This window comes from Pseudomonas sp. P110(2024) (assembly GCF_057480795.1).
The window spans coordinates 155,174-181,064 of record NZ_JBLIYT010000006.1 but is presented as its reverse complement, the minus strand read 5'-3'; the positions used below and the strand labels follow the sequence as shown (position 1 = coordinate 181,064).

Sequence of the window (25,891 nt, the reverse complement as noted above, 5' to 3'; positions counted from 1 at the left end):
TGACCCTGTAAACAGACCGGCAATTATACGCACAAGTCACTCCGGAGGCCGCGATGCTGGAAACTGCGATCTACGATTGCCCTTATTGTGGCGAAGAAGTCGAAACCACGGTGGACCTGTCCGGCGGCGACCAGGAATACATCGAGGACTGCCAGGTGTGCTGCAAGCCTATCCGCTTCGTGCTGCAGGTGCATGGCGAGGAGTGGATGCTCGATGTCTATGGCGAGAACGATTGATGCAACGGATCTATGACCCGGAAAGCCTATTGGAGGCGCAGATGCTGGTGGGCATGCTGGCCAGCGAGGGCATCGACGTGCACTTGGTCGGGCGCGACCTGATGGGCGCCGTGGGCGAGTTGCCGATGCACGGTTTGCTGGGGCTGGCGGTACCGGACGAGCAGGCCGGGTACGCACGGCAGTTGATCGATGCGTACAATGCCGCCCAGCCGCTTGCCGGCGACGAACCGGAGAGTTATCCCGGAACCCTGATCTGCTAGGTTTTGATTTCGCCCATGTGTGGACGCTACGCCCTGTTTCGCTGGTCCCAGAGCTTCGCCGGCTTGCCGGGCTTCCCTGCGGGCCAGCAGGCTCAATGGAACATTTCGCCCGGTGCCACGGTGCTGATCCAGCGCCAGCTCGACGGCCAGCTGCAGCTGGCCGGTGCGCGCTGGGGACTGACTCCGGCCTGGCTCACCGACCTGTCCCGCACCCCGGCCCAGGCCCGTGCCGAGACCCTCGCCGAGCAGCCGATGTTTCGCGAGCCGTTGCGTCAGCGGCGCTGCCTGATGCCGGCCAACGGCTTCTACGAATGGCGCGGCACGGCGCGCAAGCGTCCGTACTGGGTAACGCCGGGGGAGGGGGCGTCGCTGTTCTTCGCCGCGCTGTGGGAGGTTTACCCGGTGCAGGAGCAGGCATGGCTGAGTTGCGCGGTGGTGACGCAAGCGGCGATGAGCCAGCGCCGGCCGCTGATCCTGGACGAGGCCGAGCAGGCGCTGTGGCTGGACCCCGAAACACCGATGGCGAGGCTGCACGAGTTGCTGGCCAAGCCGCCAACGGTGTTGCGTGAGCGGGCGCTGGCGAATTTCGTCAACGATCCGAAGCTCAATGGGCCGGAGTGCCTGACTCCGGCCTAGGTGACGGCGGGCCGGGGATCAAACCCTGAACTGATTGATCAACCGCCGCTGCTGCTCGGCCAGCTTGGTCAGCTCGGCGCTGGCCTGGCTCGACTCATCGGCGCCACCTGCCACTTCGCCGGCCACCTGGCCGATGTTGATCACATTGCGGTTGATGTCCTCGGCCACGGCGCTCTGTTCCTCGGCGGCGCTGGCGATCTGCGTGTTCATGTCGTTGATCACCGAAACCGCCTGGGTGATGCTGGCCAGCGACTCGGCCGCGCGGCTGGCCTGCTGCACGCTGATGTCGGTCTTGTCCTGGCTGTCTTCCATCACCTTGACCACTTCGCGGGTGCCCAGCTGCAGTTGCTGGATCATCTGCTGGATTTCCTGGGTGGCCTGCTGGGTCTTCTGCGCCAGGTTGCGCACCTCGTCGGCGACTACCGCGAAACCGCGGCCCTGCTCGCCGGCCCGGGCCGCCTCGATGGCGGCGTTGAGCGCCAGCAGGTTGGTCTGCTCGGCGATGGCGCGGATGGTCACCAAGATGGCGTTGATGTTCTCGCTGTCGCGGGCCAGGTCCTGGACCACGGTCACGGCGCGACCGATCTCGGTGGCCAGCTCGCTGATCGAGTGCGAGGTATCGCGGACGATGTCCAGGCCCTGGTTGGCGGCGCGGTCAGCTTCACTGGCGGCCTGTGCCGCCTGCGTTGCATTGCGCGCCACGTCCTGGGCAGTGGCGGTCATTTCGTGCACGGCGGTGGCCACCTGGTCGATCTCGGCCATCTGTTTGTGCACGCCCTGGTTGGTGCGGATGGCAATGTCGGCGGTGTGTTCCGACGAGTCGCTGACTTTCTGTACCGAACTGACCACCTGGCTGATCATCGCCTGCAACTTGGCCAGGAAAGTGTTGAAGCCCTTGGCGATGGCGCCCAGTTCGTCGGCCCGGTCGCTTTGCAGGCGCCGGGTCAGGTCGCCTTCGCCCTGGGCGATGTCGTCGAGCATGCTCACCATCTGCTTGAGCGGGCGGGCAATGCCCAGGGCCAGCAGCCAGATCACCAGCAGGCCGAGCGCGGCGATGCCCAGGCCGACCACGGTCATACCGGCGATATCGGTACGGCGCTGTTCGGCCAGGTCCTGCTGCAGGCGGTTGACGTCGGCCATGACCGTGCTCAGCGGCAGCTCCAGCAGCAAAGTCCAGCGTGCGTCGGTGCCGGCGATCTTGAATGGCAGGTACAGCTCGATGCGGTCCTTGGTGGCGTCCACTTCATAGTGCAGCGCCTCGCCGCTCAGGTTATTGAGGGTGTTGGCTTCGTCGCTGTCCAGCACGTCGCCGGCCTTTTCACCGAACTTGGCCGGATCGCGGGTGTAGGCCACCAGGCGCCCGTTGCTGGAGACCAGCGCCAGTTCACCGGCACCTTCATAGAGCTGGCGGTCGGCGGCATTGAGCAGGTCCTGGATGAAGTTCACCGACAGGTCGGCGCCGGCCATGCCCTGGAACTGGCCGTCGATCATGATCGGCTCGACGAAAGAGGCGAGCATGACCATCTTGTCGCCCACTTTATAGGGCGCGGGATCGATCACGCAGGCCTTTTTCGACTCCTTGGGGCACAGGTAGTACTCGCTGGCGCGCACGCCGGTGGCGAGCACCGTGCGGTCGTCGACATCGGCCAGCTTGTCCTGGCCGAGGCTACCGTCGCCATTGCGGAACCACCAGGGCAGGAAGCGCCCGCTGGCGCTGTCGATACCCACCAGGTGGCTGCCGACGTAGCGGCCATCGGCATGGTCGAGGGCGTTCGGCTCCCAGCCCAGGTAGGCGCCCAGCACGCTCGGGTTGACCTCCACGGTGCGCTTGAGCTGGTTGATCAGGTGTTCGCGATCGACGCGCATCAGTGGCTGGCCGTCGGCGCCCTGCATGCCGAGCATGGCATTGCCGGTGGCCAGGCCGCGGGCGATCGCCAGGGGCGCTTCCAGGCCGCGCTGGATCTCGCTGACCTGGGTGCGGGCCAGGGCCGAGAGGCGTTGTTCGATGACCGTCTCGAACTGCTGCTGCGTGCGCTGTTGTACCAGCGTCTGGGTCCGCTGCCCCGAATACACGGCGTACAGCACCAGGGCCGCGACAATGCTCAGCACGATGGCACCGGCCAGGGCGGCCACGGAAAACTGGATCGACTTGAACTTCATGGCAAAGCTCCGCGCGCAAGGAGGTCGTTACCGAGTGTTATCGGCGGGCTAATACCAAAGCATGAGGGGATTGTCAGAAATCTTACCTGTGGCTCTGGCAGGCGCGGACGTCTGGGCCTAGGATACGCGGCACGTAAATAGGGAGTGTTTTCATGCGTAAGTCATTCGTTGTCAGCATGCTGACGGCCAGCGTCCTGCTCGGCGGTTGCCAGGCGGTCAATACCACCAGTGGCGGTGCCGTGGGCGTCCAGCGCCAGCAGTACATGTTCAGCATGCTCTCGACCGATGAGGTCAACCAGATGTACGCCCAGTCCTACCAGCAGACCCTCGGCGAGGCGTCGAGCAAGGGCGTGCTGGACAAAACAAGCAATGATGCCAAGCGCGTGCAGGCCATTGCCAAGCGCCTGATTGCCCAGGCACCACAGTTTCGGCCGGATGCCGCGCAGTGGAATTGGGAAGTCAACGTGATCAAGAGCGACGAGCTCAACGCCAACTGCGGCCCGGGCGGCAAGATCATCGTCTACACCGGCCTGATCGACCAGCTCAAGCTGACAGACGCCGAGATTGCCGCGGTGGTGGGCCACGAGATCGCCCACGCCTTGCGCGAGCACAGCCGTGAAGCGATGTCCAAGGCCTATGGCGTGGAAATGGCCCGCCAGGGCGCCGGCGCGATCTTCGGCCTGGGCCAGGACAGCATGGCCATGGCCGATACCGTGGTGAACTACGCCATGACCCTGCCCAACAGCCGGGCCAACGAGAACGAAGCCGACCTGATCGGCCTCGAACTGTCTGCCCGCGCCGGCTACGACCCGAACGCCGCCATCACCTTGTGGAACAAGATGAGCAAGGCGTCCGAGGGGGCGCCGCCGGAGTTCATGAGCACCCACCCGGCGTCGAGCAGCCGGATCGCTTCGCTGCAGGCGGCGATTCCGAAGGTGATGCCGTTGTATCAAGCGGCCAAGCAGTAAGCCGCCGGGGTTGCATGCAAAACGTGGGAGCGGCGCACCGCCGCTCCCACGAGGGGTAAAGTCCCCTGCGCGATCAGCCAATCCAGCCACTGGTCTTCATCGCCGAATACACCGCGACGATGGCCAGCACGATGAACGCGGTCGCCGCCAGGCGACGGATCAGCGTCAGCGGCAGTTTCTCCGCCGCGAAGTTACCCGCCAGGACCACCGGGACGTTGGCAATCAGCATGCCCAGGGTGGTGCCGATGATGACCATGATCAGGTGCGGATACTGGGCGGCCAGCATCACCGTGGCCACCTGGGTCTTGTCGCCGATCTCGGCGAGGAAGAAGGCGATCAGCGTGGTGACGAACGGCCCGAAGCGGCGCGCGTTGCTGGTTTCGTCATCGTCCATCTTGTCCGGTACCAGTGTCCACAGCGCGGTGGCGGTGAAGCTCGCGGCAAGAATCCAGTGCAGCACCGACTCGGTGAAAAAACTGCTGACCCAGGCGCCCACGGCGCCGGCGGCGGCATGGTTGGCCAGGGTCGCGGCGATGATCCCGGCGATGATCGGCCAGGGCTTGCGAAAGCGTGCGGCGAGGATGAGCGCGAGCAATTGCGTCTTGTCGCCGATTTCGGCGAGGGCAACGATGGCGGTGGGGACGAGCAACGATTCCAGCATCAGGATTCCTACGGGGGCGGGTCGACACGGCTATGACACGTACAGCCTCCCCGCCCCGGGTAAGGTGTGCGTGTCATAGGTCTTGTCAAACCCTGGATCTGTCTGCGCAGATCGTGGGTCGCACGCGCCATGGCCTGTGGGCCAAGTGTGTTGACGCGTACCGGGCGAGCAGGGTGCTCGCGGGAGACTACTCCCCTAGGACGGAGCGGATTCTGCCTAGGCGAAACGCTTTCGGCAAGCCCTGTTTTTATCCACGCGTCGCCCGGTAGATGCGAAAGCCTTGTGCCTCGGCTCGGATTTCACAATTGCCCAGGGCGCCTTCGATGAGTGGTTGATAGCGCAGGAAACTGTTGGCTACCAGCCGCATTTCTCCGCCTTTTCGCAGATGTTCGCCTGATTTTTTCAGCAGGTTTTCCGATGCCTGGTAGTCGGTGTGCACACCGGTGTGGAACGGCGGATTGCTCAGGATCAGGTCCAGATCCGACGGCGCGGCATCGATGCCGTCGCCGCTGATCACCTCGCCTTCCAGGCCATTGGCCGCCAGGGTCAGGCGGCTGGCCGCGACCGCGAAGGCATCGACATCGAGCAAGGTGACCCGGCTCTGCGGATAACGGCGCTTGATCGTGGCGCCGAGCACGCCGGCGCCGCAGCCGAAGTCCAGGACATGGCCGTTGGGCAGGCCGTCGAGGTGGTCCAGCAGCAGCGCGGTGCCCTTGTCCAGGCGCCCATGGCTGAACACCCCGGGCAGGCTGATGACTTGCAGCGGACCATCGGCCAGCGGCAGTTCGAAGCGTTCGGCCAGGCTTTCCAGTGGCGTGGCCCCAGGGGGGTTATCCACGGTTACCTGCCACAGCTGGCAGTGCCTGGCGCTGTCGAGCTTGCGCGGTTTGCCGAACACCTGCAGTTGCTTGGCCGCGCCTTCGATGCCGCCGCGCTTTTCCCCCACCAGGTACAGCTGGCGACCACCCAGGCGCGAGGCCAGGGCGTTGAGCAGGTAGGCGGCCAGCTCGCGGGACTTGGGTAGGAACAGCACGGCGGAGTCGAAGGCCACCTCGGGCACTTCGACACCATAGTGGCTACGCCCGGCGAAGCGGCTCTCGAGCAGCGCCTGGTCGCCGGCATGCCAGGTCCAGCCATGGGCGCCGGGCAGTTGGCCGAGCAGGCCGTCGGCCTGGGCCCCGGCGATCAGCAGCGGGCCTTGGAACAGCTCTGCCTGGCGGAGCAACACTTCACTGCGCGGGTCCATGGACGACGCCTCCTGAAAAAAGTGGCGCAGTGTAGCAGAGGCGTCGGCGGATCAGCCGACCACTCGCCGCGGTTGGCCGGCGAAGTAGGCCTGGGCGTTCTCGGCCAACTGGCTGACGATGCGCTGGCGCGATTCCACCGCGCCCCAGGCGCTGTGCGGGGTGATGATCAGGCGCGGGATGTCCGCCGCCAGCAGCGGGTTGCCCTCGGCCGGCGGCTCGACGCTCAGCACATCGGTGGCGGCGCCGCCCAAGTGGCCGCTACGCAGGGCATCGGCCAGGGCCTGTTCGTCGATCAGCCCGCCGCGGGCGGTGTTGACCACCAGTGCCCCCGGCTTGAGCAGGGCCAGTTCGTTGGCGCCGATCATGTGCCGGGTCTGCTCGTTGAGCGGGCAGTGCAGGGTCAGGGCATCGACCTGTGGCAGCAGTTCGTCCAGCGGCAGGCGATCGGCGCGGGCGGGCCGGCCGGGAATCTGCCCGCTCAGCACGCGCATGCCGAACGCCTCGGCCAGGTGCGCCACCGCGCCGCCCAGCTCGCCATGCCCGAGCAGGCCGAGGGTCTTGCCCTCCAGCTCGACGATGGGGAAGTCCAGCAGGCAGAACTGGCTGGCCTTGGCCCACTGCCCGGCCTTGACCGCCTGGTTGTAGTCGCACAGGCGCGTGGCCAGGGCCAGCAGCAGGGCCAGGGTGTGCTGGGCCACCGACGGCGTGCCGTAGCCCTGGCAGTTGCACACGGTGATGCCCTGGGCTCGGGCGGCGGCCAGATCGACATTGTTGGTGCCGGTGGCGGCCACCAGGATCAGCTTGAGGTCAGGGGCGGCGGCCAGTGTGGCGGCATCGAGCAACACCTTGTTGCTGATCACCGCCGTGGCGCCTTGCAGGCGTTCGGCGACCTGATCGGCAGTGGTGGTGGCGCACAGTTGCAGTTCATCGAACTGCGCCTGCAGCGGTGAAAGGTCGAGGTCACCCAGGTCCAGTGACTGGTGATCGAGAAACACGGCGCGACGTGGGCTGGGCATCGGGGGCTCCGGTGGTAGGGCGGCGGGCATCAACGCAGTGTCTGGTCCGCCGGCGCCATTCGTCAACGGTGCCGTCCGCACTCATACCTCGCGGGCGCAAATCATTCCTTCGGCTGATTTGACCGGTGCGTCACCGAACTACAGTGGATTACTGAACCGTTCTGCCCGTATTGAAGAAAAGGGATACCCATGTTGCAGACTCGCATCATCAAGCCCGCCGAGGGCGCCTACGAATACCCGTTGCTGATCAAGCGCCTGCTGATGTCCGGCAGCCGCTACGAGAAGACCCGCGAGATCGTCTACCGCGACCAGGTCCGCCTTACCTACCCGCAGCTCAACGAGCGCATCGCCCGCCTGGCCAACGTGTTGACCGCGGCCGGTGTGAAGGCCGGTGACACCGTGGCGGTGATGGACTGGGACAGTCACCGTTACCTGGAGTGCATGTTCGCCATCCCGATGATTGGCGCGGTGGTGCACACCATCAACGTGCGCCTGTCGCCCGAGCAGATTCTCTACACCATGAACCACGCCGAAGACCGTTTCGTGCTGGTCAACAGCGATTTCATCGGCCTCTACCAGGCCATTGCCGGGCAGCTGACCACGGTCGACAAGACCCTGCTGCTGACCGATGGCCCGGACAAGACCGCCGACCTGCCGAACCTGGTGGGCGAGTACGAGCTCCTGCTGGCCGCGGCCAGCCCGCAGTACGACTTCCCTGACTTCGACGAGAATTCGGTAGCCACCACCTTCTACACCACCGGTACCACCGGCAATCCCAAGGGGGTGTACTTCACCCATCGCCAGCTGGTGCTGCACACCCTGGCCGAAACCTCGGTTCTGGGCAGCCTGGACAGCGTCAGGCTGCTGAGCAGCAACGACGTCTACATGCCGATCACGCCGATGTTCCACGTGCACGCCTGGGGCATCCCCTACGCGGCGACCATGATGGGCATCAAGCAGGTCTACCCGGGGCGCTACGAGCCGGACATGCTGATCAGGCTGTGGCGCGAGGAAAAGGTCACCTTCTCCCACTGCGTGCCGACCATCCTGCAGATGCTGCTCAACTGCCCGTCGGCGGCCGGCCAGGATTTTGGCGGCTGGAAGATCATCATCGGCGGCAGTGCGCTCAACCGGGCCCTGTACCAGGCGGCGCTGGCTCGCGGCATCCAGCTCACCGCCGCCTATGGCATGTCCGAGACTTGCCCGCTGATCAGCGCCGCGCACCTGAACGACGAGTTGCAGGCCGGCAGCGAGGATGAGCGCACCAGCTACCGGATCAAGGCTGGCGTGCCGGTGCCTTTGGTCGAAGCCGCCATCGTCGATGGCAGTGGCAACTTCCTGCCCGCCGATGGCGAAACCCAGGGCGAGCTGGTGCTGCGCGCGCCCTGGCTGACCATGGGCTACTTCCGCGAGCCGGAGAAGGGCGAGGAGCTCTGGCAGGGTGGCTGGCTGCATACCGGCGATGTCGCCACCCTGGACGGCATGGGCTTTATCGACATCCGCGACCGCATCAAGGATGTGATCAAGACCGGTGGCGAATGGATCTCTTCGCTCGACCTTGAGGATCTGGTCAGCCGGCACCCGTCGGTGCGTGAGGTGGCGGTGGTCGGGGTCCCCGACCCGCAGTGGGGCGAGCGCCCGTTCGCGCTGCTGGTGGTGCGTGAGGGGCAGAGCATCGATGCCCGTGCGCTCAAGGAACACCTCAAGCCTTTCGTCGAACAAGGGCACATCAACAAGTGGGCGATTCCCAGCCAGATCGCCCTTGTTACTGAAATTCCCAAGACCAGTGTTGGCAAGCTCGACAAGAAGCGTATCCGCGTGGATATCAGCCAGTGGCAGGCCAGTAACAGCGCGTTCCTTTCCACCTTGTAACCCAGGCGCGGGTCGCGCCTTTTCCAGCGCGACCCCGCAGGCTAGACAGCATGTCGCCTTGTCAATCGCTAGAATTGAGCCATGCTTGAGCACTGCCAGCGCGCAGGCCGGCCGATCGGGGTGGGCCGCAAGCAGGACGCGCAAATCACACTTTAGAGGGATCAAGCACCTGTGACCGCTGGCTATAGTCGGGTCAGGGGATTTTCAGGAATGGGGGAGGGCACCACGCGCCAATGCGCGGTGCCACGGGCAGGAGCCTGCTTCACCAGGCGCTCGAGCCGTTTCTGAAAGGACTCACTGCCATAACAAAAAAGTACATGGAGTAGCGTCGATGACATCTGCAAACCTGTTCTGGCGCCGGGCGAAACTGCCCCTGGCCGTCAGCCTCGCTTCTACGCTCGCAAGTCCTGCTTTCGCGGTCAGCTTCAACATCGGTGAAATCGAAGGCCAGTTCGACTCGTCGCTCTCCGTTGGCGCCAGCTGGTCGACTGCCAACCCCAACAAGAACCTCATCGGGGTCAACAACGGCGGCAACGGCCTGTCCCAGACCTCTGACGATGGTCACCTGAACTTCAAGAAGGGCGAGACCTTCTCGAAGATCTTCAAGGGCATCCACGACCTGGAACTCAAGTACGGCGACACTGGCGTGTTCGTTCGCGGCAAGTACTGGTACGACTTCGAGCTCAAGGATGAAAACCGCGAGTTCAAGGACATCAGTGACTCCAACCGCAAGGAAGGCGCCAAGTCCTCGGGCGCTGAACTGCTCGACGCCTTCGTCTATCACAACTACTCCATTGCCGATCTGCCGGGCTCGGTGCGCCTGGGCAAGCAGGTCGTGAGCTGGGGTGAGAGCACCTTCATCGGCGGCGGTATCAACTCGATCAACCCGATTGATGTATCCGCGTTCCGACGTCCGGGTTCCGAGATCAAGGAAGGCCTGATCCCGGTCAACATGTTCTATGTCTCCCAGAGTCTGACCGACAACCTGTCGGCCGAGGCCTTCTACCAGATCGAATGGGATCAGACGGTCGTCGACAACTGCGGCACCTTCTTCTCCCAGCCCGACATCATCGCCGACGGTTGCACCGACAACCTGCGTGTGCTGAACAGCAGCCGTACCCTCAATGCCTTGCCAGCAGCAGCGCGGGGAGTGTTGGCCGCCAATGGTGTCAACTACAACGAGGAGGGCGTGCTGGTTCGCCGTGGCGCCGACCGTGACGCTCGTGACAGTGGTCAATGGGGCGTCGCGTTCCGCTACATGTACGAGCCGCTGGACACCGAGTTCGGCGCGTACTTCATGAACTACCACAGCCGGGCACCTATCTTCAGTGCCACCGGTGCCTCGCGTGCGACCTTTGCCCGCGCAGCTGCGCTGCCAGCGGCATTGCGGTCACTCGCGCCGCTGATCGTGGCGGGTAACTCGCAATACTTCGTCGAGTATCCGGAAGACATCCGTCTCTACGGGCTCAGCTTCTCCACCACCTTGCCCACCGGCACCGCCTGGAGCGGCGAGATCAGCTACCGCCCCAACGCGCCTGTGCAATTGAACAGTACTGACATCCTGTTTGCTGGTGTAAAACCACTGGGGGGGCCGTTGTTCGGCAATGCTTCGGTACTGAACGGCCAGCCAGGAGAAGACCTTCACGGTTACAAACGCAAGGAAATCACCCAGTTTCAGACCACCTTCACCCACTTCTTCGACCAGGTCATGGGTGCCAGCCGCATGACCCTTGTCGGTGAAGTCGGTGTCACCCACGTCGGTGGCCTGGAGAGCCGTGACAAGGCCCGTTATGGTCGCGACCCGGTCTACGGCCCGGGTGACCTGCCTGGCAATGCCTGCCGTCTGCTCAACACGAGCACCATCGGTGGCTCCGGGTTGGGCAGTTCGTCTGCCAACCTGACGCGCAATTGCGAGGGTGACGGTTTCACTACCAGCACCTCGTGGGGCTATCGTGCGCGCGCCATCTGGGATTACAACGACGTCTTCGCAGGGGTCAACCTCAAGCCCAGCGTGGCCTGGTCCCACGACGTTTCGGGTTACTCCCCTGGCCCAGGCGGCAACTTCGAGGAAGGCCGCAAGGCGGTCAGCCTTGGCCTGGACGCCGAGTACCAGAACACCTACACGGCGAGCCTGTCGTACACCAACTTCTTCGATGGCAAGTACACCACCGTGGATGACCGCGACTTTGTCGCCCTCAGCTTCGGCGTGAACTTCTAAGAAACCTGATCCAGGACGACACACAATGAAAATGACCACACGTCTGCTGCAAGCCGGTGTACTGGGCATGTCCCTGCTGGCAACCAGCGTCATGGCTGCGGTTTCCGCCACCGAAGCGGCCAAGCTGGGCTCCACACTGACACCGATGGGCGCGGAGAAGGCTGGTAACGCCGATGGCTCGATCGGCCCGTGGGAGCCGCTGTCCAAGAGCGCCGGCAGCGTCGATGCGAAGGGCTTCCTGTCCGACCCCTACGGCAGCGAGAAACCCCTGTTCACCATCACTGCGCAGAACGCCGACCAATACAAGGACAAGCTCTCGCCTGGCCAGCTGGCGATGCTCAAGCGCTATCCGGACACCTACAAGATCCCGGTGTACAAGACCCACCGCGGCTCCACGGTACCGGACGATGTGTTCGCCGCGATCAAGGAAAACGCCACCAAGACCACCCTGGTCGCCGGCGGCAACGGCCTGGAGAACTTCCGCACCGCCGTGCCGTTCCCGATCCCCAAGGATGGCCTGGAGGTGATCTGGAACCACATCACCCGCTACCGTGGTGGCAGCGTGACCCGCCTGGTCACACAGGCCACCCCGCAGCAGAACGGCTCGTACAGCCTGGTGTATTTCCAGGACCAGTTCGTGTTCCGCGACAAGATGAAGGACTACGATCCGGCCAACCCGGGCAACATTCTGTTCTACTTCAAGCAGGAAGTGACCGCCCCGGCGCGGCTGGCCGGGACCGTACTGCTGGTCCACGAGACGCTCGACCAGGTCAAGGAGCCGCGCAAGGCTTGGATTTACAACGCCGGCCAGCGCCGTGTGCGCCAGGCGCCGCAAGTGTCGTACGACGGCCCGGGTACTGCCGCCGACGGCCTGCGCACCTCCGACAACCTGGACATGTACAACGGCGCGCCGGACCGTTACGACTGGAAGCTCGAAGGCAAGAAGGAGATGTACATCGCCTCCAACGCCTACAAGCTGGACGATCCGAAGCTCAAGTACAGCGACATCATCAAGGCCGGGCACATCAACCAGGACTTGTCGCGTTACGAGCTGCGCCGCGTCTGGCACGTGGTTGCCACCCTCAAGCCGGGTCAGCGCCACATCTATGCCAAGCGTGACTTCTACATCGACGAGGACACCTGGCAGGCTGCGGTGATCGACCAGTACGACGGTCGCAACCAGTTGTGGCGCGTTTCCGAGGCCCACGCCCAGCCGTACTACAACGTGCAGGTACCCTGGTACACCCTGGAGGCCATCTACGACCTGCAGTCGGGCCGCTACCTGGCCCTGGGTATGAAGAACGAAGAGAAGAGCGCCTACAACTTCGGCTTCAGCGCCAGCAAGGCCGATTTCCAACCGGCAGCCCTGCGTCAGGCGGGTGTGCGTTGAGCTGACAGTCGTCGCAACTCCGTTTGATCTCCCAGAACGCCCCGGCTAGCCGGGGCGTTTCTGTTTGTGCGGGCGTGAAGTCGAGCGGCCTGTCGCTGCTGTTTCTTTTTGTCGTAGTCTTTTTAGGGCAAAGCGCCTGCATCATCTTCAAATGCGCAGCGTTTGCCGCTAGTCTCGCAACAAGCCCTTACGCCGCCCTATTCCAATCAGAACGAGCCGGCCATGACAGACCTGTCCCGTACCCACGGAGTCGCCAGCCAGGCCTTGGGCCTGCTGGATGGGCGTTTCTTCCGGCCGCCGCTGCCGGAAGCGCACGTCCCCAGAGCACGCCTGTGCCAGCGCCTGCAAAGTGGCCTGGGGGGGCGTCTGTTACTGGTGAACGCACCGGCGGGGTTTGGCAAGAGTTCGTTGGCCATTGAGTTCTGCCAGGCGCTGCCCAGCCACTGGCGCAGCCTCTGGCTTGGCTTGAGCCAGCGCGATGCTGATCCGGGGCGTTTTCTCGAACGCTTGCTCGAAGGCTTGCAGCAGTTCTGCCCGGCACTTGGCGGCCAGGCCCTGGGGCTTTTGAAGATGCGCCAACGGCATCAACCCTTCGCCTTCGAAGAGTGGCTCGACGGCCTGCTTGATGAACTCGCGCTCTACCTGCAACCGGACACGCCCTTGCTGCTGGTACTGGATGACTATCACCTGGCCCAGGGGCCGGTGCTCGATCGTTGCCTGCAGTTCTTCCTCAACCATCTGCCGGCCGGGTTGGCCCTGCTGGTCACCAGTCGTCAACGGCCCGACTGGCACCTGGCGCGCCTGCGCCTATCGCGCCAACTGGTCGAACTCAACGAGCAGGACCTGCGCCTGACCCCCGATGAAGCGCTGGCCGTGATCGGCCGCCAACCCACCGGTTTGCGCGGCCAAGCCCTGGACAACCTGATCCAGCGCAGCGACGGTTGGGTGGCAGGGCTGCGTTTCTGGCAACTGGCGGCCAGCGAGTCCGGCGAGGACCACGCCTTGCCCCAGGCGCTGCATGGCGGCGAAGGGCTTATCCGCGACTACCTGCTGGAGGAAGTCATCGACATCCTGCCGGCCCCCGTGCAGGCGTTTCTCTACGAGACTGCCTGCCAGGAGCGTTTCTGCGCCGAATTATGTGACGCCCTGCGCGAGCGCCATGACAGCGGCGAGATCCTGAGCTATCTGCAGGCCCACCAGGTGTTCCTGGTGCCGCTCGACGAGCATGGGTTGTGGTTCCGCTATCACCACCTGTTCTCCGACCTGCTGCGTAGCCGGCAGGCCTGTGAGCCACTGGCGGGGCTGCACCTGCGTGCCTGCCGTTGGTTCGAAGGGCAGGGCCTGCTGGACGAAGCGGTGGAGCAGGCCCTGCGCGCGGGCCACCTGGACGTGGCGGCGGGCCTGGTACAGAGCCTGTCCGAGGAGCAACTGCTGGCGGAGCAGAATGTCGGCATGCTCCTGCGCTGGAAGATGGACCTGCCCGACAGCTTGTTGATCAGCACGCCCAGGCTGATCGTCCTGTATAGCTGGGCCCTGGGTTTGGCCTGCCAACTGGACGCCGCCGAGGAGCTGGCGGCCTACCTGAGCCGCTTCCTGCCCGCACCGTCGGCCACGGCACAGAAGTCGATGCTCGCCCAGTGGCTGGCCCTTAGCGGGGTCATCGCCCGTGGCCGCGGCGATCGCGAGCGGACACTCGCCTACTGTGGCGAGGCGCTGCAGAGCTTGCCGAACAAGCGCTACGGTCAGCGGCTGGTGTGTCTGTCGACCCTGTCGAACCTGGCCATCGCCGATGGCGATTTCTGGCGAGCGCGGGGCTGGAACCGCGAAGCACTCGAATTGGCGCAACGGGTCGGCAACCCGCTGTTTGAGGCCCTGGCCCATTACGATCGGGCGCGAGTACTGCACGCCCGGGGTGAGGTGCTGCGAGCCCTGGACGAAGTGCGCCAAGGATTGCAGCGGTTGCAGGGCCTTTCGGGGCAGCGCCTGTATGCCGTGCGCGCACGCCTGACCTTGTACGAGGGCTACTTGCTGGCGGCCCGCCTGCATTGCGCCCAGGGCCGTGCGCGCTTGCGCGCCGGGCTCAGCGAGGCGCGCAGCTGCCGCGACATCAGCGTCCTGATCGGGCATTGCGTGATCGCCTCGTTGGACGGTCGCGAAGGGCGTTTTGCCGAAGCGTTCTCGGAACTGGCCGAGGCGGAGCGGCTGATGCATATCTGGGATGTGCCGCCGATCTTCTACCTAGCCATGATTACCCTGGTGAAGTGCGAGCTTTGGTTGGCCCAGGGCCGAACGGACCTGGCCGAGTCCTGGCTGCTGCGCTTGGGGCAGACCTATGGTGGCGAGCAACCTGCGGCCGCACCGGAGTTCCACCCGTTGTTGCCACTGCACATCGAGTTGCAGCAGGCCTTGCTGGAACGGGTGCTGGCCCGCCCCGGTGACGCCGAAGCGCGGTTGCGCACGCTGGTCGAGCGGGGCCAGGCCAGCGGTGGCATGACGCTGGTGGTCAGCGCTCAGTGCCAATTGATCGCCCTGCTGCTGGCCGAGGGGCGTGACGCCGAAGCGGCCAGGTTGCTCGCATCTGCCCTGGAAGCGGCCCAGGGCGGTGCCCTGCAGGCCTTCCAACGCTTGATCGAAGAGCAGCCACACTGGCTGCGCGAGCAGTTGACGGGGCGTGCGGCCTGCCCGGCGCAGAGCGATCTGCTGGCCCATCTGCCGCAGGCGCTGGCTACCGGCGGGGGGGCCACCGAGGCTCTGAGCAGCCGTGAGTTCGCCGTGCTGGAACTGATCGCCCAAGGCTGTTCAAACCAGCAGATCAGCGAGCGCCTGTTCATCTCCCTGCACACGGTCAAGACCCACGCCAGCCATATCAACAGCAAGCTCGGTGTCGAGCGCCGCACCCAGGCGGTGGCCAGGGCCAAGACCCTTGGCTTGCTGGTCTAGTGGCTTAAGGCGAGGTCGGCCGTTAAGATAGCGGCTTTAGGCCATCATTCGGCGTTACCTTTCCGGGCTCATCTTTCCCGAACCGCTGCCGATACAGACCTCGGCGGTATGCATCGCCACGCGCCACTTCCCCACTTTTTCAATACAGGTCGTGTTGATGCTGCAGTATGGGCAAAAAAGCTTTCTGATCGTCGACGACTTCACCGACTTCCGAACCTCGACCCGTTCGATGCTTCGCGAGCTGGGCGTGCGGGACGTCGACACCGCCGACAGTGGCGAACAGGCGCTGCGCATGTGCGGGCAGAAGCGTTACGACTTCATCCTCCAGGATTTCCACCTGGGTGACGGTAAGAAGAACGGCCAGCAAGTGCTCGAGGACCTGATCCTCGACAAGCTGATCAGCCATGAATGCGTGTTCATCATGGTCACCGCCGAAAGCAGCCAGTCCATCGTGCTCAGTGCCATCGAGCACGAGCCCGACGCTTACCTGACCAAGCCCTTCAACCGGGTCGGCCTGGCCCAGCGCCTGGAGAAGCTGACCCAGCGCAAGACGCTGCTCAAGCCGATTCTCCAGGCCCTCGACCGCAGCCGTCCGGCCGAAGTGCTCGCCGCCTGTGCCGAGTTGTGCAAGAAAGACCCGCGCTTCGCCCCGCTGTGCCTGCGCTACCGCGCTGACGCACTGCGCGATCTCAATCGCTTCGAGGAGCTGGAGAAGTTTCTCAAGAACATCCTTGCCAGTCGTCCGCAGCCCTGGGTTTACGCGGCGCTCGGCAGCCTGCTGCACAAGCGCGGGCAGAACGCCCAGGCCCAGGGTGTCTACGAGCAGGCCCTCAAGGCCTTCCCGATCATGCCCAACCTGTACGATGGCATGGCCGAGGTGCTGGTGGCCCAGGGTGAGACCCGGCGTGCCCAGCACATGCTCGAGGAGGCGGTGCGCCTGTCGCCGCTCGCCGTGCGCCGCCAGGCCGCGCTGGGCAAGTTGGCACTGGACAACGCCGACTTCGAAAGCGCCTCCAAGGCTTATCGCCATGCGGTGAACCAAGGGCAGAGTTCGCGCTACAAGGACGCCGAGAGCAACCTGGGGTTGGTCCAGGCGTTGATGAACAAGAACAGTGGCAACGGTCTCGACGCCCGTACCCGGGTCGAGATCAACACCGTGCTCAGCGAGGTGGCCAAGGAGAATGTCGAGGACCAGGGCCTGCAGGTGCGTGCGCGGTTAATGAAGGCCGCCAGCCTGCAGCAGGCTGGCGATCCAGAAACCGCCGCCAAGCTCACTGAGCAGGCCATGCAGCGTCTGGAGAAGATGGACCAGTTCTTCTCCGTGGAGGCGGCGCTGACGGTGGCCAGGCAGCTGCAGCAACTTGGCCAGGACGCGGCGGGTACCTCGATCCTCAAGGGGTGTGTGGAAACCTACGGCGACGACCCCAAGGTCATGCAGAGCGTCGCCAAGCTCACCGACGATCCGCTGGTGCTGGGGGCGGTGACCGAAGCCGTGGACCTCAACCGCCAGGGTGTGCGCAGCTACCAGGGCGGTCAGCTCAACGAGGCGCTGGGCATGTTCCGCAAGGCGTTGTCGCTGCAGCCGAAGAACATCAGCATCGCCCTGAACACCGCCCAGGCCCTGCTGCGTATCGGCGGCGAGACGCCAACGCCGGCACTGATGCAGGAGTGCCGCGACTGTCTCACCAGCGTGGCCGGCATTCCCGCCAGCGACAGTCGCTATGACCGCTACCGCAAACTGCACATCCGGGTCTTCGGCGCATGAACCAGGACAACCAGGGGCTGGACTTCTCCACGGTGATCGCCTCCACCGTGCACGACCTGAAAAACTCCCTCTCGGCGCTCACCCATGCCCACAGCCAATGGCTGGCGCGCCTGCCCGAAGCGCTGCGCGGCGGCACCGAGCAGGGTGTGGTGGAGCATGAGCTAAGCCACCTGAACGGTATGCTCGTGCAGTTGCTGGGGCTGTACAAGCTGGGCGTCAACCAGCTGCCCATCTGCCCGGACTACCACGAGCTGGACGACTTTCTCGAGGCCCAGCTGGCGGCCCAGGAAGAGGTGATCAAACACCGCGACATCCTTGCCACCTGGCGCATCGAGACCGAGAGCCCGCTGGGCTTCTTCGACCGCGAACTGGTCGCCTCGGTGGTGGCCAATGTGCTCACCAACGCCATCCGCTATGCCGGCCATGCCCTGCTGATCAGCATCGAGGAAGAGGGCGAGCAACTGGTGATCAGCGTCAACGACGACGGCGCCGGTTATCCACAGCGCATGCTCGAACGCCAGCACGACTATGTGCAGGGCATCGACTCGCAGAGCGGCAGCACCGGGCTGGGGCTGTACTTCGCCGCGCGAATTGCCGCGCTGCACGAGCGCAACGGGGTATGCGGGCGGATCGAGATTGCCAATGGCGGGACACTGGGGGGCGGGTTGTTCCGGTTGTACCTGCCTTGAGATCTGCCGCGTTCGTGAGCTCTTTCAGAGGCTTTGATCACGAGTTGGCATACCGCAGGCCTGGCGATAGTCTTGTCGGACATCCGTGATTTCTCCAGGCCAACAATGAACGCTCTACCTTCAACCCTCATCCGCGAAACCTTCCCCGTCGGCCCGCTGCAGTGCAACTGCACCCTGATCGGCGACCCGCTCAGCAAAAAGGCCATCGTCGTCGACCCGGGCGGGGACGAGCAGAAGATCCTCGCCCGCCTGCAGCATCATGGCCTGACCCTGGTGAGCATCATCCACACCCATGCCCACTTCGACCATTTCCTCGCCTCGGGCAAGCTCAAGGAACTGACCGGTGCCACGCTGCACTTGCACAAGGCCGACCAGCCGCTGTGGGAAAACCTGGAGATGCAGTGCCAGATGTTCGGCATGCCCTACACGCCGGTGCCGTCGCCGGATCGCTGGCTGAGCGACGACGAGGAGCTGGCCTGCGGTTGCGGCGTGGCCTTGCACACCCCAGGGCATACGCCGGGTTCGATGAGTTTCTGGTTCGCCGAGCACAAGCTGCTGATCGCTGGCGATACGCTGTTCCGTCGTGGCGTAGGGCGCACCGATTTGTGGGGTGGCGATCAGCGGGCTATCGTTCGTTCCATCAAGGAACGGCTGTACCGCCTGGATGAGGAGGCCATCGTGGTGACCGGCCATGGCCCGGACACCCGCCTCGGCGACGAGATGCGCGAGAATCCGTTCGTGCGCGCCTGAGGTTTCATGGAATTTTTCCGCCGCGCTGCAATCCAAGGCTGGCATAGATCCGTAGGTGATCCGCTGCACTTTTGAATTTCAGTAGGAGCTTGTCCATGTTCACCATGCGTCGTCTGATTATCGTCGCTACCGCCGCCGCCCTGATGTCCGGTTGTGCCAGCCCCAACCCGTATGACAACCAGGGCCAGGCGCAGGGCTCCACAGGGATGAGCAAGACCGCCAAGTACGGTGGCCTGGGCGCGCTGGCCGGTGCCATTGCCGGTGCCGCCATCGATCACAACAACCGTGGCAAAGGCGCGCTGATCGGCGCCGCCGCGGTGGGCGCCGCCGCCGCCGGCTACGGCTACTACGCCGACAAGCAGGAAGCCGAGCTGCGCGCCAAGATGGCCAACACCGGCGTCGAGGTGCAGCGCCAGGGCGACCAGATCAAGCTGATCATGCCGGGCAATATCACCTTCGCCACCGATTCGGCGAACATTTCCCCAAGCTTCTACTCGCCGCTGAACAACCTGGCCAACTCGTTCAAGCAGTTCAACCAGAACACCATCGAGGTGGTGGGCTTCACCGACAGCACCGGCAGCCGCCAGCACAACATGGACCTGTCCCAGCGTCGTGCCCAGGCGGTCAGCACCTACCTGACCTCCCAGGGCGTGGATTCCTCGCGGGTCAGCGTGCGTGGCATGGGGCCGGACCAGCCGATCGCCAGCAACGCCGATGCCAATGGCCGTGCGCAGAACCGCCGCGTCGAGGTCAACCTGAAGCCGATCCCGGGTCAGCAGTATGACCAGCAGGGGACTGTGCAGCAGTATCCATAAGTCGCCTGGCTGCAACCGATCGCGGGGCAAGTCGCATCGGCGCACCGCCGCTCCCACGCCATCCACTCATGGCGTGGGAGCGGCGGTGCGCCGATGCGACTTGCCCCGCGATGCTTTCTAGCGTTCGGTACTGGCCTGAATCGCCGTCAACGCGATGGTATGCACGATATCGTCCACCTGCGCCCCACGGGGCAGGTCGTTGACCGGCTTGCGCAGACCTTGCAGCATCGGCCCGAGGCTGACGCAGTCGGCGCTGCGCTGCACCGCCTTGTGCGTGGTGTTGCCGGTGTTCAGGTCGGGGAACACGAACACCGTGGCGCGTCCGGCCACCGGGCTCGACGGCGCCAGTTGCCGGGCGATCTCGGGGTTGGCGGCGGCGTCATACTGCAACGGCCCGTCGATCAGCAGGTCGTGCTCGGCCTGCTGCGCCAGGCGCGTGGCTTCGCGTACCTTTTCCACCTCCTCGTCGCTGGCCGCCGAATCGCTGGAATAGCTGAGCATCGCCACCCGTGGCGCGATGCCGAACGATTCGGCGGACTCGGCGCTCTGCCGGGCGATTTCGGCCAGCTCGGCGGCGCTGGGATGCGGGTTCATCACGCAGTCGCCATACACCAGCACCTGGTCGGGGAACAGCATGAAGAACACCGACGACACCAGGCTGCTGCCCGGCGCCGTCTTGATCAGCTGCAAGGCCGGGCGGATGGTGTTGGCCGTTGAGTGCACCAGGCCGGAGACCAGGCCGTCCACTTCGCCGAGGGCCAGCATCATGGTGCCGATCACCACCGGGTCTTCCAGCTGCTGCTCGGCCATCGGCGCGTTGAGGTTCTTGCTCTTGCGCAGCTCGACCATCGGTTCGACATAGCGGCCACGGATCAGCTCGGGGTCGAGCACCTCCAGGTCCGGCGGCAGGCTGATGCCCTGGGCGCGGGCCACGGCCTGCACGTCCTCGGGCTTGGCCAGCAGCACGCAGCGGGCAATGCCACGGGCCTGGCACAGGGCGGCGGCCTGCACCAGCAGGGGCTCGGCGCCCTCGGGCAGGACGATGCGCTTGTTGGCCTGCTGGGCGCGCTGGATCAACTGGTAGCGGAACACTGCCGGTGACAGGCGCAGTTCCCGTGGCGTGCCGCAACGCTGGTGCAGCCAGGCCGCGTCCAGCTGGCTGGCGACGAAGTCGGTGATGAACTCGGCGCGCTCGCGGTCGTCCACCGGGATCTCGCGGTTCAGCGAGTTGAGCTGGTTGGCGGTGTCGTAGGAACCGGTGCTCACCGACAGGATCGGCAGGCCGGCCTGCAGGGCGCCGCGGCACAGCTCGAGGATGCGTGGGTCGGGCTTGCTGTCGCTGGTCAGCAGCAGGCCGGCCAGGGGCACGCCGTTGATCGCGGCCATGCACACGGCGAGGATGATGTCGTCACGGTCGCCCGGGGTCACTACCAGGGTGCCGGAGGTCAGCAGTGGCACGGTGTTGGCCACGGTGCGGGCGCAGATGATGATCTTGCTCATGCGCCGCTGGTCGTAGTCGCCGGCGTTGAGTACCTGGGCGCCGAGCAGCTCGGCCACGTCGCGGGTTCGCGGGGCGTTGAGCTCGGCCTGGTACGGGATGCAGCCGAGCAGGCGGAAGTCGTTGCCGCGCAGCAGCGGCGAATGCTCGCGCAGGCGCGTGGCGAAGTCGGCCATGCTTTCGTCGGTGCGCACCTTGTTGAGGATCACACCGAGCACCTTCGGGTCCCGCGGGCCGCCAAACAGCTGGGCCTGCAGCTCGACGCGGCCGGACAGCTCGCTCAATACCTCGTTCTCCGGTGCCGACACCAGGATCACCTCGGCGTCCAGGCTCTTGGCCAGGTGCAGGTTGACCCGGGCGGCATAGCTGGCGTGGCGGGTCGGCACCATGCCCTCGACCACCACCACGTCCTTGCCGACGCAGGCTTGCTGGTAGAGGCGGATGATCTCCTCGAGCAGCTCGTCGAGCTGGCCGTCACCGAGCATGCGCTCGACATGCCCCAGGCTCAGGGGCGTGGGCGGCTTGATGCCGTGGGTACGGGCCACCAGTTCGCTGGAACGCTCCGGCCCGGTGTCGCCGGGGTGCGGCTGGGCGATCGGCTTGAAGAAGCCGACCTTTAGCCCCGCGCGCTCCAGGGTGCGGACCAGTCCCAGGCTGATGGAGGTCAGGCCGACGCCGAAGTCGGTCGGCGCAATGAAAAATGTCTGCATGCGTGCTTCTCGAAATAAGCGGTGCAAGGAATTCAGCGGCCAAGGGTATCGCTAACCGCCCCCTGCGCGCACCAGCCGCAGGCGAATACCTGGCCGATGCGCCGGGCGCGCTCGTCGGCATCGAGCACCCAGGGCCGGGCCTGCCACGGCGGCTGGTGGCGCAGGTGCTGGGTGTGGCCGCAGGACAGCTCGACCACCCAGTGGTCCTCCTCGTCGAGGTGGAAGCCGGTGATCCGACTGATGGGCGGCCCTTGGTCCGAGTCGCGTTCGCAATCGGTCGATGCGTTGGTTACACTTGTCCGTTCTACATTCTTTTGCAAAAGGTCTTGCCCCATGCTGATCGCCGCCAACAAGGCTGTCTCCATCGACTATACCCTCACCAACGACGCAGGTGAGGTCATCGACAGCTCCGCCGGTGGTGCGCCGCTGGTCTACCTGCACGGTGCCGCCAACATCATCCCGGGCCTGGAAAAAGCCCTGGAAGGCAAGCAGGCCGGTGACGAGCTGACTGTTGCCATCGAACCGGAAGACGCCTATGGCGAGTACTCGGCCGAACTGGTCAGCACCCTGAACCGCAGCATGTTCGAAGGCGTCGACCAGCTGGAAGTCGGCATGCAGTTCCACGCCTCGGCGCCGGACGGTCAGATGCAGATCGTCACCATCCGCGACATCGACGGCGACGACGTCACCGTTGACGGCAACCACCCGCTGGCTGGCCAGCGCCTGAACTTCAAGGTCAAGGTTGTCGACGTGCGGGAGGCCAGCGAAGAAGAAATCGCTCACCGCCACATCCACGGTGAAGGTGGCCATCACCACTGATTTTCTGCGCTAAGCTCAGAGAGTCGCCAGGCGCTCGGGCAAGCCGGACTTGCCCTCCTCAGGAGGGTGGACGGTTTGGCCGCGCGCCTTTTTAGTGGGCGGGATTCGCCCCAGCGGCAATCGGGAACCTGAGAGGGGATTTCATCATGAGTGCATTTCACGACCTGACGTTGAAGGCGTTGAACGGCGAGGACCTGCCGCTGGCCCCGTTCAAGGGCCAAGTGGTGCTGGTGGTCAATGTCGCCTCCAAGTGCGGGTTGACCCCGCAGTACAAGGCCCTGGAGAACCTTTATCAGGACTACAGGGACAAGGGCTTCAATGTGCTGGGTCTGCCGTGCAACCAGTTCGCCGGCCAGGAACCTGGCAGCGAGGAGGAGATCCAGGCGTTTTGCAGCCTCAACTATGGGGTGAGCTTCCCGCTGGGCGCCAAGCTCGAGGTCAACGGGCCGCAGCGTCATTCGCTGTACCGCCTGCTGGCGGGTGAAGGGGCCGAGTTCCCCGGCGATATCACCTGGAACTTCGAGAAGTTCCTGGTTGGCAAGGATGGCCGTGTATTGGCGCGTTTCGCCCCGCGTACCGCGCCGGATGATCCGACCGTGGTGCAGGCGATCGAGAAGGCGCTGGGCTGATTTCCGATTATCACCGACACACGTCCTTCAGGCCAAACGCTCCCCCTGTAGGAGCGGCCTTGCGTCGCGAAAGGGCTGCGTAGCAGCCCCCGATTTCCGTGTTCATGCAACAATCGCCGGGGCCGCTTTGCGGCCCTTTCGCGACACAAGGCCGCTCCCACGCTGGAACTCTGCTCCCTGCGCGACAGCGTAGCCCTAAAGGCTGGGCGATCTCCTACAGGGAAGGCGTCTACCCCTCTGGCCCGCGCTGTCAGAACGCTACCGACGTCTGCACATACAACGTTCGCGGCTCACCCACGTACTTGCCCTTGTTGTTGTCGTCGAACGAGCGGGTGTAGTACTCGCGGTTGAACAGGTTCTTCACCCCCACCGCCACCTTCAGGTTCGAAAGCTGCGGGCCGAAGTCATAGCCGGCGCGGGTGCTGACCAGCATGTAGCCGGGGATGCGCCCGGTGCTGCCGTCGGCGCTTTCGCTGCCAGTGTTGGCGTTGTCGGCGTACTGGCTGCTCTGGAAGCTGCTGTCCAGGTTCAACTGCCATGGGCCTTCGGTGTAGCCGATCCCCAGCGTGCCCTTGTGACGGGACGAGAACGGTACCTGGTTGCCCTTGTTCGGGCCGTCTTCGCGGATGGTGGCATCGACGAAGGCGTAGCCGGCGTGCACGTCGAAACCGGCCAAGACCGGGCTCAAGCCGTCGAGGGCGTAGCGCACGCTGGTCTCGATACCCTGGTGGCGGGTCTCGCCGCGGGCGATTACCGAGTCGTTGGTCTGGTTGCTTTCGTACTGGTTGTCGAAGTTGATCAGGAAGGCGCCGATCTCGGCCTGCAGGTCGCCATTGTCGTAGCGGGTGCCGACTTCCCAGGTGCGCGCCTTCTCCGGTTTCACCTCGCCGCTGCTGACCCGGTTGGGCATCTGGCTGTACTGCACGCTGCCGAACGAGCCTTCGGTGTTGACGTAGAGGTTCCAGTTGTCGGTGAGGTGGTACATCACGTTCAGGGCCGGCAGGGCGGTGTTGTAGCTGCCTTGGTACAGCTGGCCGTTGAGCTTGTTGCTCTGCTCGGAGTCGATCATCTCGTAGCGGATGCCCGGGGTGATGGTCCAGCGGCCGATGTCGATGCGGTCGTCCAGGTAGATGGCATGGGCTTCAGTGCTGCCGCGGGTGTCGCGGTCGTTGCGGCTGGCGGTGGTCGGCAGGGCGCCGTTGACCGGCTCGCGGTAGCGCAGTTCGTGGCCGGCCTCGTTGACGTAGCGGTAGCCGATGCCCAGTTCGTGCCAGCTGTCGCCCAGGGCCACGCCCTGCGAGAAGCGGGTCTCGATGCCACGCACCCAGTACTCGCGCGGCGACAGCGAGACGAAGCTGCCCTGGTCGAGGTAGCCGCTGCGCAGGGTTTTGGTGAAGAAGCTGTTGACGCTGAACTGACGGTCGTCCTGCTTGTAGTCGTAGCCCAGGTTGAACAGGGTGCGGCGGCCCCAGAACCTGTCCTTCAGGCGGGTCGATTGGTACGGGTCGGCGTCGAAGTCGGCAGTGCTCAGGCCGCCGGGCATTTCGGCTTCACCCTCGTAGTACTGGGCCATGGCATGCAGGCTGTTGGCTTCGTCCAGTTGCAGCTTGCCCTTGAGCATCAGGTCGTCGATCTGCGTGTCGCTGTGTTCGCGCCAGTCGCTGCCGCGGGTGCCGGAGTAGAGCAGGGCGCCGCCCAGGCCGTTGGCATTGGTGCCGCCGATCAACAGGTTGGCGCTGTTCTTCAGGCCATCCTGGCTGGACGAGGGGCTGATCTGGTTCTGCATCGCCGCCTTGAAGGTGGCTTCTTCGGGGATGGCACGGGTGACGAAGTTGACGATGCCGCCGACGTTCTGCGGCCCGTAGCGCACCGCGCCGCCGCCGCGCACCACGTCCACGGCATCCATGTTGCCCAGGCTGATCGGCGCCAGCGACAGCTGCGGCTGGCCGTAGGGGGCGAAGGGCACCGGGATGCCGTCCATCAGCACGGTGGAGCGCGAGGCCAGGCGCGGGTTCAAGCCACGGATGCCGAAGTTCAGTGCCAGGTCGTGGCTGCCGGTGCCGTTGTTTTCCGGGGCGTTGACGCCGGGGATGCGGTTGAGCACTTCGCGGGCGCTGCTGGCGCCGCTGCGTTCGAATGCCTCGCGGCGCACCACGTCGCGGGCGCCGGGGTGTTCGAAGACGTTGTCCTGGCGGGCCTCGGCCAGCCAGTCGCCGACCACGGTGGATGCGCCCAGCTCGACCGCGGCGTTGCCGACCGTGGCCGGCAGCGGTTGCAGGCTGTAGGCGTTGTCGGTCTCCTGGCGCGCCTGCAGGCCGCTGCCGCGCAGCAGGGCATCGAGCCCCTGGCCGACCTCGTATTGGCCCTCCAGGCCGGGGCTGCTCAGGCCCTGGGTCAGGCCCGGGCTGAACGAGATCAGCGCGCCGCTTTCGCGACCGAACTGGTTCAGGGCCTGTTCCAGTGTGCCGGGGGCGATGTGGTAGTCGCGGTGCTCGCCGGCCAGGGCGAGCGGGGTGGCGAGGAGCAGGGCGTAGGCGAGGGGGCGCAGGCGCAGGGGCATGTGACGGAGGTCCTGTGACAAGGGGTTCTGTCTTCTCTGTCACGCAAGGTTC

21 protein-coding genes, 1 pseudogene and 1 riboswitch are annotated in these 25,891 nt (G+C 65.0%); of the genes and pseudogenes, 14 read left to right on the top strand and 8 right to left on the bottom strand.

The genetic code is table 11. From position 1 onward, the window contains the following. Window positions 1–53 precede the first annotated feature (53 nt). The 3 genes from AC25ND_RS11430 to AC25ND_RS11420 are packed head-to-tail and all read left to right on the top strand — an operon-like array spanning window position 54 to window position 1,132. The gene (locus AC25ND_RS11430) at window positions 54–236 is read left to right on the top strand and encodes a CPXCG motif-containing cysteine-rich protein (protein WP_010225771.1); all 183 of its coding nucleotides are present in this window, start codon (window positions 54–56) and stop codon (window positions 234–236) included. Continuing rightward, the gene (locus AC25ND_RS11425; protein ID WP_028689518.1) at window positions 236–496 is read left to right on the top strand and encodes a putative signal transducing protein; all 261 of its coding nucleotides are present in this window, start codon (window positions 236–238) and stop codon (window positions 494–496) included. Before AC25ND_RS11430 ends, AC25ND_RS11425 begins: the two co-directional genes overlap by 1 nt. Before the next feature lie 15 nt (window positions 497–511). Beyond that, window positions 512–1,132, top strand: coding sequence for an SOS response-associated peptidase (locus AC25ND_RS11420; protein ID WP_186596420.1), 621 nt, complete (start codon window positions 512–514; stop codon window positions 1,130–1,132). An 18-nt stretch (window positions 1,133–1,150) separates the two neighbouring features. On the opposite strand, the gene AC25ND_RS11415 is transcribed toward AC25ND_RS11420, so the two are convergent. Further along, the gene (locus AC25ND_RS11415) at window positions 1,151–1,894 is read right to left on the bottom strand and encodes a methyl-accepting chemotaxis protein (protein ID WP_425049134.1); all 744 of its coding nucleotides are present in this window, start codon (window positions 1,892–1,894) and stop codon (window positions 1,151–1,153) included. 111 nt (window positions 1,895–2,005) lie between these two features. Further along, window positions 2,006–2,209, bottom strand: a pseudogene (locus AC25ND_RS11410) (HAMP domain-containing protein); the annotation flags it as partial. Window positions 2,210–3,444: 1,235 nt separating this feature from the next. Here AC25ND_RS11410 and AC25ND_RS11405 point away from each other — a divergent pair. Next, window positions 3,445–4,260, top strand: a complete 816-nt coding sequence (locus AC25ND_RS11405) for a M48 family metallopeptidase (protein WP_028689521.1) — start codon at window positions 3,445–3,447, stop codon at window positions 4,258–4,260. 73 nt (window positions 4,261–4,333) lie between these two features. Here AC25ND_RS11405 and AC25ND_RS11400 read toward each other — a convergent pair whose 3' ends face one another. The 3 genes from AC25ND_RS11400 to AC25ND_RS11390 form a co-directional block, all read right to left on the bottom strand. Further along, a complete protein-coding gene (locus AC25ND_RS11400) occupies window positions 4,334–4,918 on the bottom strand; it encodes a TMEM165/GDT1 family protein (protein WP_182322530.1) in 585 nt (194 codons plus the stop codon). 90 nt (window positions 4,919–5,008) lie between these two features. Next, a riboswitch (yybP-ykoY riboswitch) is annotated at window positions 5,009–5,130 on the bottom strand. A 38-nt stretch (window positions 5,131–5,168) separates the two neighbouring features. Next, window positions 5,169–6,167, bottom strand: a complete 999-nt coding sequence (locus AC25ND_RS11395; RefSeq protein ID WP_028689701.1) for a methyltransferase — start codon at window positions 6,165–6,167, stop codon at window positions 5,169–5,171. Between the two features lie 51 nt (window positions 6,168–6,218). Further along, window positions 6,219–7,184 (bottom strand): 2-hydroxyacid dehydrogenase, encoded by a 966-nt coding sequence (locus AC25ND_RS11390; RefSeq protein WP_062364626.1) that lies wholly within the window; start codon window positions 7,182–7,184, stop codon window positions 6,219–6,221. A gap of 189 nt (window positions 7,185–7,373) precedes the next feature. Here AC25ND_RS11390 and AC25ND_RS11385 point away from each other — a divergent pair, with 189 nt between their 5' ends. From AC25ND_RS11385 to AC25ND_RS11350, 8 genes are all read left to right on the top strand, one after another. After that, the gene (locus AC25ND_RS11385; protein ID WP_062364623.1) at window positions 7,374–9,056 is read left to right on the top strand and encodes a fatty acid--CoA ligase; all 1,683 of its coding nucleotides are present in this window, start codon (window positions 7,374–7,376) and stop codon (window positions 9,054–9,056) included. A 331-nt stretch (window positions 9,057–9,387) separates the two neighbouring features. Next, window positions 9,388–11,274, top strand: coding sequence for a DUF1302 domain-containing protein (locus tag AC25ND_RS11380; RefSeq protein WP_062364621.1), 1,887 nt, complete (start codon window positions 9,388–9,390; stop codon window positions 11,272–11,274). A 25-nt stretch (window positions 11,275–11,299) separates the two neighbouring features. After that, window positions 11,300–12,664 (top strand): DUF1329 domain-containing protein, encoded by a 1,365-nt coding sequence (locus AC25ND_RS11375; RefSeq protein ID WP_028689525.1) that lies wholly within the window; start codon window positions 11,300–11,302, stop codon window positions 12,662–12,664. 222 nt (window positions 12,665–12,886) lie between these two features. Beyond that, window positions 12,887–15,604 (top strand): winged helix-turn-helix domain-containing protein, encoded by a 2,718-nt coding sequence (locus AC25ND_RS11370; protein WP_182322467.1) that lies wholly within the window; start codon window positions 12,887–12,889, stop codon window positions 15,602–15,604. A 157-nt stretch (window positions 15,605–15,761) separates the two neighbouring features. Next, on the top strand, window positions 15,762–17,369 hold the full coding sequence (locus AC25ND_RS11365) for a response regulator (protein WP_182322469.1): 1,608 nt from the start codon (window positions 15,762–15,764) through the stop codon (window positions 17,367–17,369). Next, window positions 17,366–18,058, top strand: a complete 693-nt coding sequence (locus AC25ND_RS11360) for a sensor histidine kinase (protein ID WP_486972143.1) — start codon at window positions 17,366–17,368, stop codon at window positions 18,056–18,058. The genes AC25ND_RS11365 and AC25ND_RS11360 overlap by 4 nt, the downstream gene beginning before the upstream one ends. A gap of 105 nt (window positions 18,059–18,163) precedes the next feature. Then, window positions 18,164–18,808 carry an MBL fold metallo-hydrolase gene (locus tag AC25ND_RS11355; RefSeq protein ID WP_028689529.1) on the top strand — a complete coding sequence of 215 codons (645 nt, stop codon included), beginning with the start codon at window positions 18,164–18,166 and terminating at the stop codon, window positions 18,806–18,808. A gap of 95 nt (window positions 18,809–18,903) precedes the next feature. After that, a complete protein-coding gene (locus tag AC25ND_RS11350; protein WP_028689530.1) occupies window positions 18,904–19,623 on the top strand; it encodes a YiaD family glycine zipper/OmpA-like lipoprotein in 720 nt (239 codons plus the stop codon). Between the two features lie 117 nt (window positions 19,624–19,740). Here AC25ND_RS11350 and pta read toward each other — a convergent pair whose 3' ends face one another. Next, window positions 19,741–21,831 carry a phosphate acetyltransferase gene (pta, locus tag AC25ND_RS11345; protein ID WP_062364613.1) on the bottom strand — a complete coding sequence of 697 codons (2,091 nt, stop codon included), beginning with the start codon at window positions 21,829–21,831 and terminating at the stop codon, window positions 19,741–19,743. Window positions 21,832–21,863: 32 nt separating this feature from the next. Further along, window positions 21,864–22,166: a DUF3565 domain-containing protein gene (locus tag AC25ND_RS11340; RefSeq protein ID WP_028689532.1), complete on the bottom strand. Its 303-nt coding sequence runs from the start codon at window positions 22,164–22,166 to the stop codon at window positions 21,864–21,866. Between AC25ND_RS11340 and AC25ND_RS11335 the strand changes: the two genes are divergently transcribed. Together AC25ND_RS11335 and AC25ND_RS11330 are read left to right on the top strand one after the other, a co-directional pair. Beyond that, window positions 22,165–22,650 (top strand): FKBP-type peptidyl-prolyl cis-trans isomerase, encoded by a 486-nt coding sequence (locus tag AC25ND_RS11335; RefSeq protein ID WP_028689533.1) that lies wholly within the window; start codon window positions 22,165–22,167, stop codon window positions 22,648–22,650. The two genes, AC25ND_RS11340 and AC25ND_RS11335, sit on opposite strands and share 2 nt — an antisense overlap. A gap of 146 nt (window positions 22,651–22,796) precedes the next feature. Next, entirely contained in the window at window positions 22,797–23,279 is a 483-nt protein-coding gene (locus AC25ND_RS11330; RefSeq protein WP_028689534.1) for a glutathione peroxidase, read from the top strand. A 250-nt stretch (window positions 23,280–23,529) separates the two neighbouring features. On the opposite strand, the gene fecA is transcribed toward AC25ND_RS11330, so the two are convergent. After that, the gene (fecA, locus tag AC25ND_RS11325) at window positions 23,530–25,839 is read right to left on the bottom strand and encodes a TonB-dependent Fe(3+) dicitrate receptor FecA (protein ID WP_236247750.1); all 2,310 of its coding nucleotides are present in this window, start codon (window positions 25,837–25,839) and stop codon (window positions 23,530–23,532) included. Window positions 25,840–25,891 lie beyond the last annotated feature (52 nt).

Excerpts from the sequence above, each read along its gene's own strand:
- AC25ND_RS11425 (WP_028689518.1), top strand. The coding sequence starts at position 236 with ATGCAACGGATCTATGACCCGGAAAGCCTATTGGAGGCGCAGATGCTG.
- AC25ND_RS11370 (WP_182322467.1), top strand. The coding sequence starts at position 12,887 with ATGACAGACCTGTCCCGTACCCACGGAGTCGCCAGCCAGGCCTTGGGC.
- AC25ND_RS11375 (WP_028689525.1), top strand. The coding sequence starts at position 11,300 with ATGAAAATGACCACACGTCTGCTGCAAGCCGGTGTACTGGGCATGTCC.
- AC25ND_RS11380 (WP_062364621.1), top strand. The coding sequence starts at position 9,388 with ATGACATCTGCAAACCTGTTCTGGCGCCGGGCGAAACTGCCCCTGGCC.
- AC25ND_RS11420 (WP_186596420.1), top strand. The coding sequence starts at position 512 with ATGTGTGGACGCTACGCCCTGTTTCGCTGGTCCCAGAGCTTCGCCGGC.
- AC25ND_RS11360 (WP_486972143.1), top strand. The coding sequence starts at position 17,366 with ATGAACCAGGACAACCAGGGGCTGGACTTCTCCACGGTGATCGCCTCC.
- AC25ND_RS11415 (WP_425049134.1), bottom strand. The coding sequence starts at position 1,894 with ATGGCCGAGATCGACCAGGTGGCCACCGCCGTGCACGAAATGACCGCC.
- AC25ND_RS11395 (WP_028689701.1), bottom strand. The coding sequence starts at position 6,167 with ATGGACCCGCGCAGTGAAGTGTTGCTCCGCCAGGCAGAGCTGTTCCAA.
- AC25ND_RS11355 (WP_028689529.1), top strand. The coding sequence starts at position 18,164 with ATGAACGCTCTACCTTCAACCCTCATCCGCGAAACCTTCCCCGTCGGC.
- AC25ND_RS11385 (WP_062364623.1), top strand. The coding sequence starts at position 7,374 with ATGTTGCAGACTCGCATCATCAAGCCCGCCGAGGGCGCCTACGAATAC.
- AC25ND_RS11390 (WP_062364626.1), bottom strand. The coding sequence starts at position 7,184 with ATGCCCAGCCCACGTCGCGCCGTGTTTCTCGATCACCAGTCACTGGAC.
- AC25ND_RS11365 (WP_182322469.1), top strand. The coding sequence starts at position 15,762 with ATGCTGCAGTATGGGCAAAAAAGCTTTCTGATCGTCGACGACTTCACC.
- AC25ND_RS11335 (WP_028689533.1), top strand. The coding sequence starts at position 22,165 with ATGCTGATCGCCGCCAACAAGGCTGTCTCCATCGACTATACCCTCACC.
- AC25ND_RS11340 (WP_028689532.1), bottom strand. The coding sequence starts at position 22,166 with ATGGGGCAAGACCTTTTGCAAAAGAATGTAGAACGGACAAGTGTAACC.
- pta (WP_062364613.1), bottom strand. The coding sequence starts at position 21,831 with ATGCAGACATTTTTCATTGCGCCGACCGACTTCGGCGTCGGCCTGACC.
- fecA (WP_236247750.1), bottom strand. The coding sequence starts at position 25,839 with ATGCCCCTGCGCCTGCGCCCCCTCGCCTACGCCCTGCTCCTCGCCACC.
- AC25ND_RS11405 (WP_028689521.1), top strand. The coding sequence starts at position 3,445 with ATGCGTAAGTCATTCGTTGTCAGCATGCTGACGGCCAGCGTCCTGCTC.
- AC25ND_RS11430 (WP_010225771.1), top strand. The coding sequence starts at position 54 with ATGCTGGAAACTGCGATCTACGATTGCCCTTATTGTGGCGAAGAAGTC.
- AC25ND_RS11350 (WP_028689530.1), top strand. The coding sequence starts at position 18,904 with ATGTTCACCATGCGTCGTCTGATTATCGTCGCTACCGCCGCCGCCCTG.
- AC25ND_RS11330 (WP_028689534.1), top strand. The coding sequence starts at position 22,797 with ATGAGTGCATTTCACGACCTGACGTTGAAGGCGTTGAACGGCGAGGAC.